Below are 19539 nucleotides of genomic sequence, written 5' to 3'. Positions count from 1 at the left end.
CACGATCTTGACGATATATGGCATGCGGGCAGATTTCCACTGTCACGCCAATCTTTCATGCTGGCACGCTCTTAACGTATCGCAGGGATTGAGTATGAAGAACATGTTGGCGCTGATGGCGGTTTGTCTGGCCGCATTGATGTCGGGATTGGAGATTTCGAGCGTACCGGTGATTTTGCCGGTGCTGGAAAAGGAGATGCACGCCAGTTTTCGCGAACTGCAGTGGATCATGAACGCCTACACGCTGGCTTGCACCGCCGTGTTAATGGCAACCGGCACGCTGGCAGACACTTATGGACGCAAACGTATCTTCATCATCAGCATTATCGCCTTCGGCGTGACGTCGGTGATGTGCGGGCTGGCGAACAATGCGTGGTGGCTGATCGTTGGACGTTTGCTGCAAGGATTAAGCGGTGGCGCGATGTTAACCTGTCTGATCGCCATTTTGTCATTCCAGTTTCCACAGGGAAAAGCGCGCAGTCGAGCGTTCGCTGCGTGGGGCATTACCTTTGGCTTTGGGCTGGGATTCGGGCCAATCATCGGCGGCATGCTGGTCGCCTGGTTTAGCTGGCAATGGGTGTTTTTGGTGCACGGCTTTTTCGCGTTGCTGACGCTGATCCTCGCACTGAAAAATGTGGTGGAATCGCGTGATTCTGAAGCCAAAAAGCTCGATCTCGGCGGCCTGATCACCTTATCAATCAGCGTGGTCGGCGCAACCTACCTCATCACGCAGGGTAGCAGCCTCGGCTGGAGCAGCCTGGCGGCACAGCTTATTTTACTGGTTACGCTGCTCAGCGCGCTGCTGTTTGTATGGGTTGAGAAGCGCCATCCACACCCGATGTTTGATTTCTCGGTGTTCCGCATTCGCGCCTTTTCCGGTGCGCTAATGGGCTCGATTGGCATGAACTTCAGCTTCTGGCCGCTGATGATTTATCTGCCGGTCTATTATCAGAGCGGGCTTGGCTACAGCAGCATGGCAACCGGTTTGGCGCTGCTGGCTTACACCTTGCCGACCTTGCTGATGCCGCCGCTTGGCGAGAAATTGGTGGTGCGCTTTGGCGCGGCGCGCATGATCCCGCTGGGATTATTCACCATTGGCGCGGGCTTTATGCTGATGAAGTTTGCCGCCGCGCAGCAGATGAGTTTACTGCCGGGCGCGCTGCTCTCTGGCATCGCGCTCGGATTGACCAACACGCCAGTCACCAACACCACAACCGCATCGGTGCCGGGAAATCGCGTTGGCATGGCGTCTGGCATCGATATCAGCGCGCGCCTGATTACGCTTGCCATCAATATCGCGCTAATGGGCAGCTTGCTGGTGGCGGGCATTGCGGCGAGTTTGCAACGTCTTATGCCGGGTGAAAATGATGTGCAGGCGCTGGCCGAGCGCATCGCTGGCGGCGGCGAGGCTTCACTGACCCACGATATTGCCGCGCAGGTGCTGACCGACGGTTTTTCCGGCGTGTTGTTGTATGGCGCGGCAGGCGTGTGGGGATTGGCGTTGGCGAGTTATCTGTTGTTTAACGTCCGTCGCAAGGCGCAGGAACAATGTACGCCTTAGTTACGGATGCACCCATTTGCTGTTGGTGAGGGCTCCGTCTGAGCGGTAATTCAGTAACGCTCTTTGATTGTTGTCCCGTGCCAGCAGGCACCAATCCAGTTGGGTAATTTGGATGATCAAGACGCCAAAATTATCCTCGGCGTTACTGACATCGTTGGATTGGTTGTCAATATCACTTCCCGGCGCAGCGCCAGCATAGGTTTGCTGCGTCCGGTGCGATAAGCGTTGCCACGCCGCTTCAGCTATTGCGCTGTGCGCGGCGTGTAGCTCGACCGTGCCTTGCAGCCGTAGCTGGGTTTTCGCACTGTAACCTAGAACCGTAACCTCTGGATTCACCGCCAGCGCCTGCCATTTCGGGCTGCGCATATCGGTGTGAAACTCCAGTGTGCGTTGTACGCGGTCAACCGCGCGCAGCACCAGCGTTCTCGCCTGCGGCTTGCCTTGTAGATCAACCGAAGCGAGCGTTAAGAAGTGAAAACCGGCATCGGGCTCGCGTGCGCCGGTTTCCAGTTGTTGCCAGCAAGCGGTATCAATCTCGCGCAATGACATCTGTTGCTCCTGTTCGGTTACTGATGACGATCCACCAGCGCCAGAATCAGCGCCTGAAGTTCCGCTAATCCTTGCTGCTGGCTGATATCGCCACCTACCACCGCATTAGAAATCGCATCGGCAGCGCCTAACATTCCCCACATGCTGGCTTGCGGCAACGTTGCCTCGGCAAACCAGCCACGGAATTTTTCAATAAAATCGAGCTGGTACTTGCGCTTCACTTCCGCCAGCTCCGGCGAGCTATCAAGTGCTGACAGCACATCGGGGATTTCACGTCCCTGCGTCAACACGCAATCAACGTAACTCGACGCCACCACGTTAGCCCGTTCAACAAGGCTGGCACCGGCGGCATTCATTGCCGCCTCAATAATCGCGTTCTGACGCAGATCGAAATCTTCATACAGCGCCGCGAGCAGACCGTGGCGCGTGCCAAAATGATCGTAGACCACCGGTTTACTGACGCCCGCTTCTTCTGCCACGCGTCCTAACGTCAGCGCATCGCTGCCCAGCTCGCGCACCAGATTCCACGCCACGCCAATCAGTTGCTGACGACGTGCCTGATGCGACATGCGCTGGCGAGTCGGTTGATTCATGCCGATTCCTTCACGTGAAAAAGTCGCTGCCCAAGTTGCTGGGCCAGCGTGTAATGCGCGTCGGGATAATTTTCATCGGTTGGCAACAACAATTCGCTGGTCACCACCGGCGCGCCGCAGTAGCCAAAAATTCCCTCATCGATCTGCGTGCGCATGCTACTGAAATAGCCGCGACGCACATAGGTGCGCTGGCTCGCCGCGCCCAGCGCCAGCAGATGCACCTGCAAATGGCCGAGCTTTTTCACCACGGTTTGGCCGTCATCATCGTACGCCCAACCTTGGGTGAAAACGCGATCGATCCAGCCTTTCAGCTGCGCCGGGAACGACCACCAATAAATCGGATAAACCAGCACCAGCGCATCCGCGCGATCCAACCGCTGCTGTTCAGCCACAACGTCAGCAGGCGACGGCGCAACACTTTTGAACTGATCAACATCGGCCTGATTGAAGCGCGGATCAAACTGCTCCGCCGCCAGATCGGCAATTTCATAGCTGTGGCCGCCAGCAGCAATACCTTGTGCCACCTGAGAAACAAGGTGATGAGTATAGGAGTTGGGATCTGGATGAGCAGTAACAATCAGAGCATGCATAGCGACAACCTCCGTCATGAATAAGTTACTAGTAGTAACTTACCATTGGTAGGTTGTCAATTTTACCGCGCTCTCAACATGTAAAAAAACCCGCCGTCAACTAAACCGGCGGGCTTGTGAGGGTAACCGTTTTATCAAAACACCCAGCGTACGCCCGCGTTGTAATTCCAGCCTTGCACGCCGTTGCCGTCGATCTCTTTGCGGTAATTGGCTTCGGCATACAGTGAGACATTGTTGGTGAAAGCCGCATTGCCGCCGATGCCGGCATCCCACATCTGGCCGAACTTGCCGCTGTTGAAGCTCTCGCTGACGTCGCTGTTGTTGGCACCGACATTCACTTTCGCCGTGCCGCCCCAACCGCGATAGTAGTTAGTGCGCAGATAAGGCGTATATTGCCCGCTGCCGCTGTCCTGCCAGGTACGCGCCAGACGCGCGCCGACGCGGCCAATGGTTTGGTCATAATCGTCGTAAGAGACTTTGGTTTGATCGTCGTCGGTGAAGTCATCCATCTTCAAATGCAGATGCAGCAGTTGCGCTTGCGGCTCAAGACGAATGCCGTTCGCCAGCTGGAACGGATAACCACTCTCCAGCGATGCGGTCCAGCCTTTGCCTTTCAACTTCGCCACCTCTTTCTGTCGCGCGATATCGGTGTCGCCACGATGCCAATCGAGTGAAAGCGCGCCATCCAGATAAAAGCCACTTTCGCGCTGCCAGGTGCCGTAAATTGCCAGGCTGTCGCTGTCGAAATCGGTTGAGCTGTAACCATCAGCTGCATTCGGTCGGATCCGTGCATTGCCGCGCGTGTAAGCCAGGCCGCCGCGCAGGCTGTCTTGCTCGCCGTCCAACCGCAGTAGGTTGCCGCCGAACTGCACCGCGCTGTAATCGAGGTCAAAGTCGTAACCGTAATGCGCCGTATCAAGGTTAGTTTTGTACTTCTGGTTGGAGCCGGAATAACGGATGAACATTTCCGCTGATCCGTCAGGATTCTGCCGCAATTCGCCCAAGCGTTGATGTAAATCACCAATGGTTGCCAGGGTGTAATACGCCAATCCCACCGGCGCCGAGATGTACGAAGGAAGCTGTGGAATGACCGCCGGGCGCACCGCGCCGCTGCCTGCTGTCTGCGGCTGGCAAACGGAACCCTCTTCACAAACGTAGTTATTGGCCAGACGATAATCCCAGGTTGTATTGCCATTCGCGGGAGCAAAACTGTAAAGCCCGTATTGCCACGGCCCTGCAGCGACATAACCCCGTTGCAGCGCAAAGCTATTGGCGCTGGCGCTACCAGCAACCTGCACCAGAGAAACGCCTTCATTGGCGGAGATCACGCCATCTCGATTGCTATCCGCCAGCGTGGCAGCACTCAGCGCATCATTGATAAAGGTAGTGCCGGTTACGTTGCCGTTAATGCGTAAAGTGTCGCTTTGTGCGCCCTGCGTACGCAACGCCAGCTTGCCACCCGCCGACGCCAAATCACCGTTGATGGTCAATGTGTTGCCCGCCGCGCCGTTGGTGAGATCCAACGTACCGGCGTTGTTCACCACCAGCGAATCACCGGTTTCGCCCGACAACACCGGATTGACCTGATCGCCGACAAACAGCGTTGATCCGCTATCTACATTGATGGTGCTGTGCGCCAGCTTCAGATTATCGGTAAGGGTAAATTGCGTGTTGTAGAAGTTGATGGTGCTCCAGCCCGCGCCGAGGTTGACGCCGCGCGCCAGATCATCGTTGCTGAACGAACCCCCGCGCGCGTTGATCTCGCTAAAGTTCAGCGTGCTGCCACTGCCGCCTGCGGTGGTGATGTGGCGGGTGTTTGCCAGACTGACGTTAGCAATCGTCGCCACATTGTTAGCACCGGTTCCCATCGTCACGCTGCCGTCAATGGTTCCGCCGGTGAGTTCCACCATGTCGGTGCCGTTGCCGGTGTTCACATCGCCCACCACGTTGCCATCGACCAGTGCAATCTGGTCATTGGTGGCGCCACCCGCAACCACAACGGTTTCCGGGTAAGGCGCGGTGACGTTGCCTTCATTGATAAATACCGAGTTGCCGCCACGCAGATCGATAATTGGCGAAACCAGGCTGAGCGAAACGATGGTGCCGCGGTTGATCACCTCGCTGGCGGTGCTGGTGACGATCGCCGAGCCGCCATCGGAACTGTTAACGATGATGTTACCGTTGGCGATCACCCGCCCGGTGGTGTTGGCACGCACGCCGGTTGCCGGACCATAGACAAAGAAGCTGTAACCCTGCGGAATAACTAAATCGTTGCTGGTGGTGGAACCATCTTCTTTGCTAAACACATAGCCCGTCGCACCTGCGCCACTCACCGTACCGAGCATATACCCGTTGGGATCGAATGAGGTCGAGGAGCGAATCAAGGTGCCGCCATCGGTGTTCATCCCGACATCTTGCAGCGAAATATTGCTGGTTTCCGCGCGGTTGTTCAGCACAGTGCCGCCGCCAGAATTGTAGAGTCCGATGTTGCTGGCGGTTAACGACGCTGCGCCTTTATCCAGCAAAATGGTGTCTGCACCCGCATTGGCGTTGATGGTGCTGTAGTAAAAATTCGGCCCGGCGGTATCGCCATTTATCGTCAGCCCGCCGTTATTGCCTACGCGCACTGCGGCGATGCCGCCCGCACTCAATCCGCTGTGATCGGTCCAATAAACGGTATTACCTTCAGCGCTATCCAGCGCGACGCCCGAGGCTATGTTGGTGCTGGATCCATCGAAGATATTTCCGCCGCCACGAATACGCACGCCGATGCTATTTGGCCCGGTGAGATTGATGGTGCCGCGCGGCGTTGATTCATAGATAACACCATCGCTGATATCAAAGGCAGTGGCATTGGCTCCGTTGCCGGTAATCGGCGCCACGTTGGCGAAGAATCCGCCTTGCCCGGTGCCCGCAATGGTATTGTTGCCGTTCAGCTCAATCGGGTTGGTGATGGTCACGTCTGCACCCTCCGAGCTCTGAACCGCAATCGCCCCTTCGCCATTAACGTGATAGCTGTCGGTACCGTACAAGGTGGTGCCGTAAAGTCGTGAACCGGCACCTGAAGCGACAATGCCGCGTGTGTTGGCTCCGCTCAACGTCACATCGGCAGCCACCACCGGATTAAAGATCACGCCGTCACTCAGGCGATAAAGCGCTGAACCTGGCGTGGCGACATCATAACTGCCGCCGTTGCTATCGATGTGCGCATAGTTGGTGGCTTGATAACCGGTTTGATTCGGCGCGTAGAAATGCAGTGAACTGGCATCGCTGATGGTTAATCTGGCGTCATCCCGCACATCAACGCCAACCGCGTTTTCGCCATACAGATTGATTCTGCCGTTCTGGGCAAAATTGGCCTGGCTGCCAGAAACGGTAACGCCCGTCGCGCCCTTGCCTTTCACATTGATGGTGCCGTTATTCTCACCGCTGGCATCCTCGAGTCGGATGCCGGTGCTGTTAATCGCGGTATTGATCACGCCATTGTTGTTGAATCGGCTGCCACCGTTGGCATATACGCCGGTGCCGCCCGCGCCAACCGTCGAGGCATCAACGCCGCTGCCATCGGCATTATTGAAAAAGCCGCTGTTGATGACGCCGTTGTTAATGCCGGTGCTACCGTTCAACAGTTCCAGTGCGTTGCTGCCAACGCTAGCCAGTTTGCCGTCAATCACCGCCGTCGCGCCATTGCTGGCACGCATCGCCGCACTGCTGGCGTTTACCACTTCCAGAATGCCGCTGCTGCCAATGGTTGCCCTGGCGTTGGGGCCATCGGCGCTCAACACAATGCGTTCGCCAATCGGCTGCGTCACTTCGTCGTAGTATTCGTCGGCATCGATCACATAGGCGATGACATCGCTGCGCAGTGAGAGCGCTTTATTGAACTCGCTGCTGTAGCTATCGGCAGCCAGATTACCGTTTTGCAATTGCTCAATCAGCCAATTGTTGTAGCTCTGCAAGCTGCTGACGTTGGACACGTTGAATGAAGTGGTGGCGTTGTCCAGCGTAGTAACGCTAAACGCGCCGCGCCAGGAGACCACATTGTCGAACCATTGCCCCAGTTGATAGGTGTAAGGCGTGTAGGAACCAAAAAAGGAGATGCGGTTGGCGGAGTTCCAGTTCATGGTGCCGCTGCCGCTGGCAGTAAACAATTCGCTCTGTTTTGCCGCCATCGACCAGCCGTTGGTGCTGGCGGTGGTTGCTGCGCCCTTCTGCCCGATATCAACATTGATGGTGCCATTGCTGACCTGCGCTACGCGCGCGTTGATATATTGCCCATTACTAACGTTATAAAAATTGGGCAAAGTATTGGTTTCAATGGCGCTAATCGCGGCGGAATTATATACCTGCACGCTATTATTGCCGCTGCCATTGGCGTCCGGCACGTTAATCACATAATTCTGCGCGCCCAGATCGACGCGACCTGAATCTTGCCAGGAATACGAAATAATTCTGCCGCTGCTGAGCAATTGTCCGATGGATATGGTGCCACCGCCATCCTGACCGGGCGCAAATCGCTGATTGCCACTTAATGTTTGGGTAGAGCCATTACAAATACAAAACACCCCGGCGCGATTGTCATTTAATTCCGGCGTAAAAGGCTGAAGCGTCGCCGCCCAAACTGGCGAAGCCGGATTAAACACACCGTAAGCGGCAATAAGGCTAATAAACAGCGGATGCAATCGAAACATCATTGTTCACTCCAGAGAAGCATGCAACGCTGCCGCGATGCGTAAAGACATCGCCAGCAATGGGTTTGGCTAATATTAATTTGTGTAATTGAACGTAAGGGAATTCTGCGACGTGGCAATAACATCACTTTACGCGAGAGAGTTCCAGCGCGACTTAAGTCAAATAGCGATGATTAGATAACTTTAAGAAAAGGCCGGGGATTGAATACAATTATTCGTGGGACTGAAATAGCGGAAAGGATGTTGATCGTGTTAACAACAATATAAAAATAAGAAGCCACCATTAAGTGGCTTCTTACGATTTATTAGAATGGTCCCCAGTTGATCGTCACACCAATTAATAAGGTGACAATACAAATGGCAAACCAAATCGCCACTACCGGTGCAACGAATTTAATCCATTTGCCGAAAGAGATATTGGCGGTGGCCAAGGCTGCCATTAACACGCCAGAAGTTGGGCTGATGGAGTTGACGATACCTTCACCCAGCAACACCGTTTGCACCGTCACCTGACGGGTTAAACCGAGGTTATCGCCGAGCGGCGAGAAGATCGGGATCAGCAATGCGGATTCACCGGAACCGGATGAAATACCGCAATGCATCAACGCCGCGCTAATGAACATGCCCACCGCCGCAATGGCGGGATGAACCGGTGCCAGTAAATCAGACAGGAAGCCAACAATCGGATCAAGAATATTGCCCTGTTGCAGCACCACGGAAATCGCGCCAGCCATACCCACAATGAAGCCGCCTTTGACCAATTGCGAGCAACCCGTAAGGAAGGTGTTGGCAATGGCAGAACCCGACATGCGACCAATCATGCCGACCATAATCGACAGAATAATAAACATCGCCGACATTTCATTGGTGGCCCAATGCAATTGCACCGTGCCAATCATAAATACAATCAGCGTTGCGGCGCAGGTGATCAGAATCAGTTTATGCCGACCAGTAATCGCCAGTGATTCATCATTCTGCGCAGTTTGTTCTATTCGCACTTCACCATTATTCCGCGCGCGTTTCACCGAGATAATCAAATAGGTCATCACCGTTAAGACGAACAATAAACAGGTGATGCCGCGCAACAACATGCCGGAGAACAGCGGTAACTGCGCCAGATGTTGGGTTAATCCGGTGGTGGCTGGACCTAATACCGCAACGTTAAAACCGGCGGCACAGGTTAAATACACCAATGCCATACCAATCATTGGCGATAACCCCAACGAACGCGCCACTAATAAACCGATCGGCACAAACGCCACCACCGAGTTTTGCACCACGCCAGTGGTGCCGAGAATGGCGAATATCACACCAAAAATAATGATAATACGCGTATCGCTAATTTTGGTACTGCGCGACAGTGAATTAAGCGCCGTAGCAATAGCACCGGTCGATTCGATCACCGCTAATAACCCGCCGGTAAACAGAATCAGGAAAATGATCGGCGCGGCTTTGATCACCCCTTGCACAATCGCCATAAAGATTTCGCCAGGATAAACGCCCGAACGCGCGACTTCATGCAAACTTCCCTTGATGGCGAAAGTAATGCCATTGCGGGTTTCATGATCAAACTTGCCCGCCGGAATAATCCAGGTAGCCACCGCCGCGAGCACCAAAATAATAAACAGCAATAGATAAGGACTTTGCTCCGTTTTCGTTGCTGGCGGTTGCCGCAGCGTATTTTTCTCCACATTAACCTGAGACATGCGCATCACCTCCGAGGATCAAGCCCGCCACCAGCGCCGCGCGCGGAACAATATCGGCAATGATGATATGTTCATGACGTGCATGAATACCCGCGCCGGTTGCGCCCAAACCATCGAGAGTTGGAATGCCTAACGCAGCAGTGAAATTGCCGTCGCTGCCACCACCAACCGCCTTGCCTTCCACAGAGAAACCGAGCTGCTCGGCAACCTGCTGCGCATGCTCCATCAACGCCAACGATTCCGGTGTTTGACGCATCGGCGGACGCGATTGTGCGCCGCTAATATCCAGCGTGATGCCAGCTAAATGTGGCGTGATTTTGCTGATTTCGGCGTGAATGCGCTCGGCTTCTGCTTCGCTGGTAACGCGCGTATCAATGCCTAACACCGCTTTATCCGCCACCACATTGATGCGGTTGCCGCCACGCGCGATTCCCACATTGACGGTGGTGCCGCGCTCCGGCGCGTTTAAACTGTGCAAGAACATGATCTGATGCGCCATTTCTTGTACCGCGCTGATGCCCTCTTCGGGATTGTTCCCGGCGTGGGCAGCTAATCCGTTGATGGTGATTTCATATTGTCCGGTACCTTTGCGCGCTGTCTTCAGTGCGCCCGATCCCGCCACCGCAGGCTCAACCACCAGCACTTGTGCCGATCCCAGCGCGTGCTGCGATAACCAGGCGCTGGAGCTTGGGCTACCGACTTCCTCATCGCTGCCGCAGAGAAACACGATGCGTTTGCCCGCCAGTAAATCGTGCTGTTGTAACGCGCGTACCGCCCAGATGGCCTGCACCAAGCCGGCTTTCATATCCAGCACGCCAGGACCGTAAAGCTTGCCCTCTTCTTCACGCATCACCAACTCGCCTTCATCCCAGACGGTATCGAAATGCCCGAGTAACACGGTTTGCTCGTCACCGCTTCCCAGCGTGAACTTCAAATGATTGCCGTAATGCGGCTGCTCATCAATCTCTGCTGCCACGCCCAAACGTTTGGCAAACAGCGCTTGTAAGACTTCGCCACAACGATCCACGGCGGCTTTGTTCATTGATGGTGATTCCGCCGCGACCAATTCCTTGATATCCAGAAGAATTTCATCGGCATGTTGTTGCAGGTAATTTTTTATAGTTTTCATTTGTACTGCCCTCGCATAGTGAATCTTCGAGTATGGAGATAAAAATGCGCTTAAAAAATGGAGATAAAAGGCTATTATTGTTGACCTCAGATCAACAGATAGGAAAAACCTATGGCGATGCTGCTCTATCCAGAAAAATCCATAAGGTATCTGTATGAAGTGGGTAATTACGGCGGTATTCGTCGGGCGGCGGAAGCCCTGGATGTTGATCCCGCCGCCATCAGCCGTCAGTTATCGCAACTGGCGCGGGAGATGCAGTTGCCGCTGCTGGAGCGACGTGGCCGCAATGTGGTGCTGACCGAAGCCGGCAAGTTATTGGCTGAAGATTACGCGCACACCCATCAGCGCCGCAGCCAGTTAGATCGTCAGTTAAAAGATCTGCGCCATAAACGCGGCGGCTCGATCAAATTGCGCGTCGGTCAAGGCATGGTGGATGAAGTCGTCAGGCATGTATTGCAGCCGTTTTCGCGAACTTATCCCGATGTGTTTATCGATATCCTGTCGGGCGATATGCAAACCACAGTTTCGCTGATTGCCAAAGGCGACGTTGATATGGCGGTGGGTTTTGGCCCGATTGGTCCTCCCGGCCTGAAGTGTTTGAGTTTTCACCGCGGACCGATCTGTGCGGTGGTGCACAGCAAACATCCCATCGCGGATTTCCCGCAAATTGAAGTGGCCGAATTGGTTAATTATTCGTTGATTGGTATGGACAAAAATTTTGGCATTCAAAGTTATATGAATGCCATGTTCAGTCAGGAAGGATTTATATTCAGCCCGGCTTATAGCTGTAATCTGTTTTCCAGCGCCATCGCCTTAAGCCAGGCCGGCATGGGCATCGCGTTTATGACCGCCAAAGTGGTTGAAGACGACCTCATCGCTAAGAACTTAGTCGCTGTGCCGATTCACCATCGCATCGCCCGCGAAAGCCAGTGCCACTTATTACGCAGCGCCGATCACCGCTTCACGCCCGCCGCGCAGCATTTATGGCAATTGCTGGTGGCGTTTTTTGAAGGTACGGCGGGAGCGGTTTAATCGCTGCTTATTTGATTACAAATTTGATAATGGCTTGCGGCTCTCTTTTGCGGGTTCCGGTTTGAGTTTCTCAACTGGAATTCGGCACATCATCCCAGCAGTAATCCCTAAAAGAGAGTTCTCCGGAAATGATTCCCACTGTCCTATTTCGACACTCGCATGAACAAGTTCGCCTTCGGCAAAAGGTTTGGAAAAGAAAGATCTTCCCATCACCGCACGCTGATTTTTATCACAGTTAATGACATCTATTGCCCGTGAACTTGAACTGGCAATGTACATCGGTGGGTTATCAATGATCTTCGTCTGCTGCGCATAGTTATTGATTCAATAAAATTGAAACAGGACTAATTAATCAACTTAAATCTAACGAGATAAGCTGCCCATCATCACCAAAAATAATTGTCACCATTCCGTAAGGACAATCAGCGGTGATAACTTTATTTCTAAGCTCCTCATCTATACCGTGTGAACCATTTTTTGTTTGGTCATCGAATCGAATTTCAAGAAAATAACCCTCACCATTGTTAACGTGGGGTAATGCATCCTTTTCTCCTTGTGCAGCAAGATAGTTTTGAATTTCTTTAATATGTATTCTTGCCATAATCGTCTCTGACCTCAAGGTAATGGAACAAAAGAACCTTTTTCAACAAGAGTTTTTACTTGATTTGGCCTGATTGGTCCAAAAGAAATTATCGTCATTTCATTATTTGGCACTGTAATCCATAAAAGCTTACCATCAATACTCTGTATTACATTGATATGACCGCTTCACGCATCATACATCGATTACTAATAAAGCTGTTAACACACTGATTAGCAGCGTGCGGCCTAAGGTAAGGAGCAGAAGTCGAATAGCAAAGTCAGCGCCCAGACTCGATTGTTACATTATAACATACTTTAGGCCCAGCAATGTTTGAACTCCTTCCCAATCCCATCCTCTCACTTAAGGCCGTCAATTTACAGGCAAGTGATTTAGTTGTTCATTATAATAACGGGGAATACATGTTTAAAAAGGGTTGGGTTAAGCAGTTTTATATACCGGTGTTTATTTCGCTCTATATCGGTGTACTTCTTAATATTCCGATTTTCATCCGTCGCTATACGCAACTGCAGTTTGATAACACCCTTTCATTAGTGACGGAGATCATCGCTGCATTTTGTTTGGTAATGCTGTTGACGTTGTTAACCTCATTAACCGGGAAATATCTATCGCGCGTATTAATGACCATGCTGGTGATATTCTCCAGTGCGGCCAGTTATTACATGATTTTCTTTAATATTGATATTGGTTATGGAATTATCGCAGCTGTTTTAGCCACCGATTCATTAGACCTTTCTAAGGAATCGGTGGGTTGGCACTTTATGCTGTGGATGGTGATCATTAACATCGTCCCGCTTTGGCTAATCTGGCGCGGAATGCGCATTAATCCCGTAACAAATATCAGTAAAAAGCGTTACTGGTCTTATAAAACTATCGCCATTGTTATTGCCGCAGTAGGTTGCTGGTTGCCGCTAACGCTAATGGGCAAGGTGCAGGATGAAAAGGATAAGAAGAATAATCGCATGATGGCCAGCTACGGCGGCATTGTTGCGGGTACCTATTCACCGTCTAACTGGTTATCGGGCGTTGGCTTGCTGGCTTATAGTTCGTTCAGCCAGGCTGAAGATAATCGTAATCTTTACGATCCCGCTGAGCACTTTAAATACGTTCCACCGAAAAATGCGGATAACTTGTATATCGTGTTTGTGATTGGTGAAAGTGCCCGCCGCGATCATATGGGTTTATACGGTTACGATCGCGATAACACGCCTTATCTCGATCACGAAAAAAACCTGGTTCACTTGCAGGGCTATTCCTGCGATACCTCCACCAAGCTCTCGCTGCGCTGTATGTTTGTTAGAGAAGGCGGCGCCTCAGAAGCCCCGCAGCGCACGCTGAAAGAGATGAATGTCTTCACGGTGATGAAGAAGCAAGGCTTCTCGGAAGATCTCTACTCCATGCAGAGCGAAGCCTGGTTCTATAACAAAGTCATGGCCGACAGTTATTCGATGCGTGAATCTATTCAGGCGGAGAAGCGCAATGTCGGCAAGCCAGTTGATGATATGGCGTTGATTAATGAATTGCAGGACTCAATTCAGCGCCATCCGCAGGGGAAACATATTGTGATTCTTCACACCAAAGGCTCACATTATATGTATACCGAACGCTATACACGCGCGTTTGCACGTTATACACCGGAGTGTCAGGGCATTGACGATGCCTGTAGCACGCAGGAGATGATCAATTCCTACGACAATAGCCTTTTGTATACCGATTATTTTCTCAAGCAGACTTTCGATAGCCTGAAAGATAAAAATGCCATCGTGTTTTATGCCTCTGATCATGGGGAATCGATTTCCGATAATCTGCATTTCCACGGCACGCCACGCGATCATGCACCGATGGCGCAACGCACGGTGCCGATTATGGTTTGGGCATCGGATAAGTTTTTAAGTGACAGTAATAACAAAGCGTCATTTGCCAAACTTCAGCAACTGCAGAATGACAAAACGCCGGTATTCCACGAGAAGTTATTCGACTCGATATTAGGTTGCTCAGGTTTTACCTCACCGGATGGCGGAATTAATTCGCTCAGGAACTGGTGCGCGCATTAAGGTACAATCCAGGCGGCAGTTTTACGTCCATTAATAATGGATGTTTAACTGCTGCTGCTTTTATTTGAGTACGATTACCGCATAACGACAACGTTGTTCCGAGTCATTCCTGAAAATACAGTCAGCAGGATCGCCCAGTTCAAGACAATCGCCCGTCTGCATTTCGAAGATTTTATCGCCTTCTTGAAAACGTAATTCACCCTCTAAAACCCAGATAAGCTGACGGCGCGACACATAGGAAATGACCGGCATCGGCACGCTAACGCCGGGCGGCAATTCTATGCTGACAAGATCGAGCGGTATCTGCCCCGGCGACACATGTCGTCGGATATATCCCGTTTCAGGATCCTGCCAAACCGGTTGCTGATGCTGCTTCAGTAATGTGCCCGTTTGCACTTCGCTCAACGCGATCAGTTGCGACATGCTCATATCAAACGAACCCGCCAAACGTGCCAGCAACGTCGCTGTAGGACTGCTTTCTCCCCGTTCAATTTTATGGATCATCGCCCGTGATACGCCTGACTGCTCAGCCAATTCGGTCAGCGACCAGCTGCGTTTTTCTCTTTCAGCCTTAACTTTTTTGCCAATTCGCGCGTTTAAATCATCTTCTTTAGTGGATTTTTCGTCTGACATAGTAGATATATAAGATAGTGTACGAAGCGTCTACTTTAGTGGCATAACAGCGAGGTGTCTATGGTGAACATACGTCCGGCAGTTGAAAAAGATGCAGCGGTAATCACGGATATTTATAACCATGCCGTGCAGAACAGCACAGCCATATGGAACGATAACACGGTCGATATTGCTAAGCGAATCAAATGGTTGTCAGATCGGCAATCGGCAGGATTTCCGGTTCTGGTCGCTGTTGATGAGGATGACATTGCGCTCGGTTACTCTTCCTATGGTGACTGGCGTCCGTGGGATGGATACCGCTATACGGTTGAACATTCGGTTTATGTCCATAACGCCGCACAGGGAAAAGGTCTTGGATTAGCATTAATGCGGTCACTTATCACGCATGCGACCGCGCAAGGTAAACACGTGATGGTGGCGGGCATTGAGTCTGAAAACACACCTTCAATCGCGTTACATCTCAAGCTAGGATTTACCGATGCCGGACAGATAAAGCAGGTAGGAACAAAATTTGGCCGCTGGCTGGATCTAACATTTATGCAGCTACGGCTGGATAACAGGGACAAACCTTAATTGACGATGACCTGGCTGGAGCAAAATCCCAAAATGGAGGACATATGACGCCAGAAATCAAAACGGAACGATTAATCCTGAAGCCGCTGGAAAGCCGCGATGGGCAGGCGATGCAAATCGCTTTCCCACGCTGGGAGATCGTGCGTTATCTCAATGCTAATGTGCCCTGGCCTTATCCTGAAGGTGCCGCGCAGGATTACGTCGATAACGTGGTGTTGCCCGCCGTCAAAGAAGGTCGATGCTGGTGCTGGAGTATCAGACGTCAGGAGAAACCTGAGGAATTAATTGGGCTGATCGAACTGCGCGATGGAGAAAATGATAACCGCGGATTCTGGTTGGTACCTGAGTGGCAGCAACGCGGATTCATGAGTGAAGCCTGCAACGCCGTTAATGATTTCTGGTTTAAAACGCTGGGCCGCGAAGTACTACGCGTGCCAAAAGCGGCGGTGAATACCGGCTCGGTGATGATCTCACGTAAATCTGGCATGCGTCTGATAGAAACCGGTAAAAAAGAGTATGTGGCGGGTGTTCTCGATTACGAATTGTGGGAGTTAACCCGCGAAGAGTGGCTCACATAAAAAATCAGCCAAATCAACGTAGTTCCGCCCGTTTATATCTTAATGCTCGTCAGTTCGGTGTCTTTCGGTCGCCATAAATGGCGACCCTACAGAGGATTGGCGCGGTTTTTCGTTGGGAACGTATTCATGCGCACCAGGTCGCCATGAATGGCGACCCTACGGGGTTTGTAGCGATGGTAAATCAGGAAAATGCATAGTTGCTGCAGCGCGGGGATTGAGGCGACATCCTAAACCGCTGAACGAATGAGGGATTCCAGGGCGAGCCGCATGGATGCGGCGAGAGGTGGCGCTGAGCAGGAGCGAATCGACACCGGTCCGTCAGGAATCGTGAAGGAGTGAAGGTACCGCGCAGCGGCGGGTTGGGCTGGCGCAGGGCCCGGGAGTGCAGAGGGCGCGGCCAGGCGTCCTCTGCTCGGTCGCCGCACCAGAGTACTGCAACTGCCTCAGCAGATAGCGAACGAAAGTCGCTCTGCGCTTAACTGAGCGGCATTACGCCATTTATGGCGACCAACCCCTACACATACCCCATCATCCGCAGCATCGACTGCGCCTGATTCATCGCTTCCGCGCGGTGCGTCACGCCCAGTTTTTGGTACAGATTGCGAATATGCGTTTTGATGGTGGTGGCAGCAACATCCAGCTCGCCAGCAATCTGATCGTTGCTGTATCCCGAATAGATCAGCCCCAAAACCTGCCATTCGCGTTGAGTTAACGGGCTGGTGCGAATCAGCTCCGGCACATCGGGATGATTAATCAGGCGGCTCACAAAGCCTTCGTCAAAATGGGCAAACTTATGGCGATGATATTTATTAATCTCGCTGAGAATGCGTCTGGCGCGATGGTTATCGAGTTCATCCAGCGTATTGAGCTGAATCAGCTGACGCAGCTGCTGCGCCATCGCTTCACCTTCAATCACAAAATGGCTGACGAAACCGGTGCTGCGCGCCAGTTTCAGCGCTTCGGTCAGCGCCTGCTGCGCTTCCGCTTTGCGCTGGGTTTGCCAGTAAATCTGATTTAACAGCAGCAGATTACGGTTCATGTCGCTCATCAGGTTGAGCGCGCGGGCGTTGTCATTCAACTCATCCAGCACCACTTCGGCCTGACTCATATTTCCCAGCAAAATCTGCGCGCGCGCCACGTTGCGCCACTGACCTTGCAGGAAATGATTATTGGCAAACTCCGGTTTCGCCGTCTGACGCATCCAGCTGCTGGCGCTTTGACTGTCGCCGGTCATCTGCCAGAAAATCACCCGCACCTTATCGGCATTGGCGATCCAGTCGCTGTGCAGCGATCCGTTGTTGAGTAGATTCTCAAGCCGACTCAGGTGGCTGCGGGCGTTATCAAGATTGCCGCGCGCTAGCGAACACTGCACCAGCAAGCCGAGGCACTGAATCTGCTGCTGCGGCTGATAGCCTTTCAGCACTTTGATGCCTTCACGCGCCGCCTGTTCCGCTTCGTCGAGTCGGCCCCACGCCCATAACAGTTGCGCGCGAATACGCAGCAGGAACTCATGCATCGGGAACTGCGTCAGATGCTGCTCTTTGACCAATACAAACGCCCGATCCTGCATCTCATAAGCGGACTGTAAAAATCCCTGCGCGAACAGAATTTCACTCTGCTGGATCAGGCTCCACAGCGCGTAATTCCACGCTTCTTCGCGACGCGCCATCTGCTCGGTCTGACGCATCAGCTTCAGCGAACTGGTTAGCTCGCCTTTGCAATGCATCACTTCGCCCAATACCGAAGTGGCCACAATGCAGCTGTATTGACGGCTTTCCGGCAGCGCGTCGAGCGCCAGCATCGCCAGCCGCTCGGCTTCCTCGGCGTTACCGTCGTTGATAGAAACCTGCGCCAGCAGCGCGTTAAATTCGCCGCGCAGCACATCATCAATCTCTTCGCTGCAGGAGTGCTCAAAGCGCGTCAGCAAACTGCTCACCTCGGAAAAACGGTGCTGGCTCTGCATCAGCCACGCCTGCAACAGCAGCAGCTTCGGATTTTCCAGCAGAATCTCCCACGGCAGCGCCTTGAGAGAATTTTCCAGCAGTGTGAGTTCGCTTTGATTAAACAGCGTCCAGGCGTATTGCAGCAGCACGTCGCGCAGCATTAGTGCATCACCGGCGGCCAGCGCATGATGGATCGCTTCGCCAGGAAAACCGAGGCGCATCCAGCTTTCAGCCGCCGCGCGATGCAGCGCAGGCAGTTCCGCCGCCAGTTCCCACTGACAGCGCTGACGCAAGAAACTGCCAAACAGCGGATGATAGCTAAACCACTCGCCCGAGTTATCCATGCGCTGTAAGAACAAGCCCTGACGCTCAATCTCTTCCAGCCGCATCTGCCCTTGCTCTTCACCGGTTACGCAGGCAATCAGCGTGTCGTTCATCGATCGCAGTAGCGCGCTTTTCAGCAAGAACTGTCGCGTGGCGCTATCGACGTTATTCAGCACTTCCTCAACCAGATAATCCGCCAGATGGCTGGCGTTAATGCCGGACAGGCGGCGCGCGGAATCCTGGGCGGAGCTGGCGCCCTGACGCGTCGAGAGCGCGATCAGTTGTAACGCTGTAGCCCAACCTGCCACGTCATCACACAAACGTCCGCTCTCTTCCGATTCCAGCGGCGTCGTCAGGCGGCAATCAAAAAACTGTTTGGCTTCGTGATGGGTAAACGCCAGCTGCTGGCTGCCCAACTCAATCAGCTGTTCACGCACGCGCAGGTTGGCAATGCCGAGCTGCGGCAGATTACGTGACAGCAAAATCAGCGTCACATTTTCCGGCTGATTGCGTAAAAAGAAGCGCATCGCGTCGTGAATCGCGGGATTAGTGATGTGATGGTAATCATCAATGATCAGCCAAATCGGTTGCTGCCACGCCGCCAGCTCACTGAACAACTGGGCGAAAAGCGCATTAAGATTGATGTACTGCCGTTTCTGCGCCAGCGCTTCGCTGGAAGCGCAGCCGCCCTGCGTTGCCTGCTGCAGGGCGGCAATTAAGTAATCGACGAAGCGTTCAGGTTGATTATCGCCCTCATCCAGTGAATACCAGCCCAGATTGGCCTTCCCCGCCGCCCATTGTGAGATCAGCGTGGTTTTGCCATATCCCGCCGGACTGGTCACCAACACCAAACGGTAATTGCCCGCCGCGCCCAATTTTTGCATCAGGCGCTCGCGCGCAACGGTGTTCTCAAGGCGGACGGGTCGGCTAAGTTTGGAGGGTATTAACATCGGTGAACGCTTCTCCCTAAACGTGGCGCATC

General features: G+C 53.0%; 15 protein-coding genes. 5 read left to right on the top strand and 10 right to left on the bottom strand.

Annotated elements, in window-relative coordinates:
* The first annotated feature begins 94 nt into the window (after positions 1-94).
* Positions 95-1561, top strand: coding sequence for an MFS transporter (locus NR302_RS20325; protein ID WP_258145627.1), 1467 nt, complete (start codon positions 95-97; stop codon positions 1559-1561).
* Here the strand turns inward: NR302_RS20325 and NR302_RS20320 are convergent, their stop codons facing one another.
* The 6 genes from NR302_RS20320 to NR302_RS20295 all read right to left on the bottom strand — a co-directional run bounded on the left by NR302_RS20320 (position 1562) and on the right by NR302_RS20295 (position 10819).
* Positions 1562-2110, bottom strand: coding sequence for a pyridoxamine 5'-phosphate oxidase family protein (locus NR302_RS20320; RefSeq protein ID WP_258145626.1), 549 nt, complete (start codon positions 2108-2110; stop codon positions 1562-1564).
* A 17-nt stretch (positions 2111-2127) separates the two neighbouring features.
* Positions 2128-2703, bottom strand: a complete 576-nt coding sequence (locus tag NR302_RS20315; protein WP_258145625.1) for a TetR/AcrR family transcriptional regulator — start codon at positions 2701-2703, stop codon at positions 2128-2130.
* A complete protein-coding gene (locus tag NR302_RS20310) occupies positions 2700-3293 on the bottom strand; it encodes an NAD(P)H-dependent oxidoreductase (RefSeq protein ID WP_258145624.1) in 594 nt (197 codons plus the stop codon). The genes NR302_RS20315 and NR302_RS20310 overlap by 4 nt, the downstream gene beginning before the upstream one ends.
* Positions 3294-3427: 134 nt before the next feature.
* The gene (locus tag NR302_RS20305) at positions 3428-7987 is read right to left on the bottom strand and encodes an autotransporter outer membrane beta-barrel domain-containing protein (RefSeq protein WP_258145623.1); all 4560 of its coding nucleotides are present in this window, start codon (positions 7985-7987) and stop codon (positions 3428-3430) included.
* Positions 7988-8289: 302 nt separating this feature from the next.
* The gene (locus tag NR302_RS20300) at positions 8290-9690 is read right to left on the bottom strand and encodes a YfcC family protein (protein ID WP_258145622.1); all 1401 of its coding nucleotides are present in this window, start codon (positions 9688-9690) and stop codon (positions 8290-8292) included.
* The gene (locus tag NR302_RS20295; RefSeq protein WP_258145621.1) at positions 9677-10819 is read right to left on the bottom strand and encodes a M20 family metallopeptidase; all 1143 of its coding nucleotides are present in this window, start codon (positions 10817-10819) and stop codon (positions 9677-9679) included. Before NR302_RS20295 ends, NR302_RS20300 begins: the two co-directional genes overlap by 14 nt.
* A 111-nt stretch (positions 10820-10930) precedes the next feature.
* Between NR302_RS20295 and NR302_RS20290 the strand changes: the two genes are divergently transcribed.
* Positions 10931-11851 carry a LysR family transcriptional regulator gene (locus NR302_RS20290; RefSeq protein ID WP_258145620.1) on the top strand — a complete coding sequence of 307 codons (921 nt, stop codon included), beginning with the start codon at positions 10931-10933 and terminating at the stop codon, positions 11849-11851.
* Between the two features lie 15 nt (positions 11852-11866).
* Here NR302_RS20290 and NR302_RS20285 read toward each other — a convergent pair whose 3' ends face one another.
* Both NR302_RS20285 and NR302_RS20280 read right to left on the bottom strand, forming a co-directional pair.
* The gene (locus tag NR302_RS20285) at positions 11867-12175 is read right to left on the bottom strand and encodes a surface-adhesin E family protein (RefSeq protein ID WP_258145847.1); all 309 of its coding nucleotides are present in this window, start codon (positions 12173-12175) and stop codon (positions 11867-11869) included.
* Positions 12176-12203: 28 nt separating this feature from the next.
* Positions 12204-12452 carry a hypothetical protein gene (locus tag NR302_RS20280; RefSeq protein ID WP_258145619.1) on the bottom strand — a complete coding sequence of 83 codons (249 nt, stop codon included), beginning with the start codon at positions 12450-12452 and terminating at the stop codon, positions 12204-12206.
* 401 nt (positions 12453-12853) lie between these two features.
* Here NR302_RS20280 and eptB point away from each other — a divergent pair, with 401 nt between their 5' ends.
* Positions 12854-14506 (top strand): kdo(2)-lipid A phosphoethanolamine 7''-transferase, encoded by a 1653-nt coding sequence (gene eptB / locus NR302_RS20275; RefSeq protein ID WP_258145618.1) that lies wholly within the window; start codon positions 12854-12856, stop codon positions 14504-14506.
* A 60-nt stretch (positions 14507-14566) separates the two neighbouring features.
* Here eptB and NR302_RS20270 read toward each other — a convergent pair whose 3' ends face one another.
* On the bottom strand, positions 14567-15139 hold the full coding sequence (locus tag NR302_RS20270) for an XRE family transcriptional regulator (RefSeq protein WP_179452541.1): 573 nt from the start codon (positions 15137-15139) through the stop codon (positions 14567-14569).
* Positions 15140-15202: 63 nt separating this feature from the next.
* Here NR302_RS20270 and NR302_RS20265 point away from each other — a divergent pair, with 63 nt between their 5' ends.
* Both NR302_RS20265 and NR302_RS20260 read left to right on the top strand, forming a co-directional pair.
* The gene (locus NR302_RS20265; protein ID WP_258145846.1) at positions 15203-15712 is read left to right on the top strand and encodes a GNAT family N-acetyltransferase; all 510 of its coding nucleotides are present in this window, start codon (positions 15203-15205) and stop codon (positions 15710-15712) included.
* A gap of 44 nt (positions 15713-15756) precedes the next feature.
* Complete coding sequence (locus tag NR302_RS20260; RefSeq protein WP_258145617.1) at positions 15757-16290, top strand: GNAT family N-acetyltransferase; 534 nt, start codon at positions 15757-15759, stop codon at positions 16288-16290.
* A gap of 514 nt (positions 16291-16804) precedes the next feature.
* On the opposite strand, the gene malT is transcribed toward NR302_RS20260, so the two are convergent.
* Entirely contained in the window at positions 16805-19507 is a 2703-nt protein-coding gene (malT, locus tag NR302_RS20255; protein WP_258145616.1) for an HTH-type transcriptional regulator MalT, read from the bottom strand.
* Positions 19508-19539 lie beyond the last annotated feature (32 nt).

Source organism: Pantoea sp. SOD02, assembly GCF_024707505.1.
Classification (GTDB): domain Bacteria; phylum Pseudomonadota; class Gammaproteobacteria; order Enterobacterales; family Enterobacteriaceae; genus Pantoea; species Pantoea symbiotica.
Note: the sequence above shows the minus strand (reverse complement) of the source record. Positions and strands in the feature narration are given on the sequence as shown.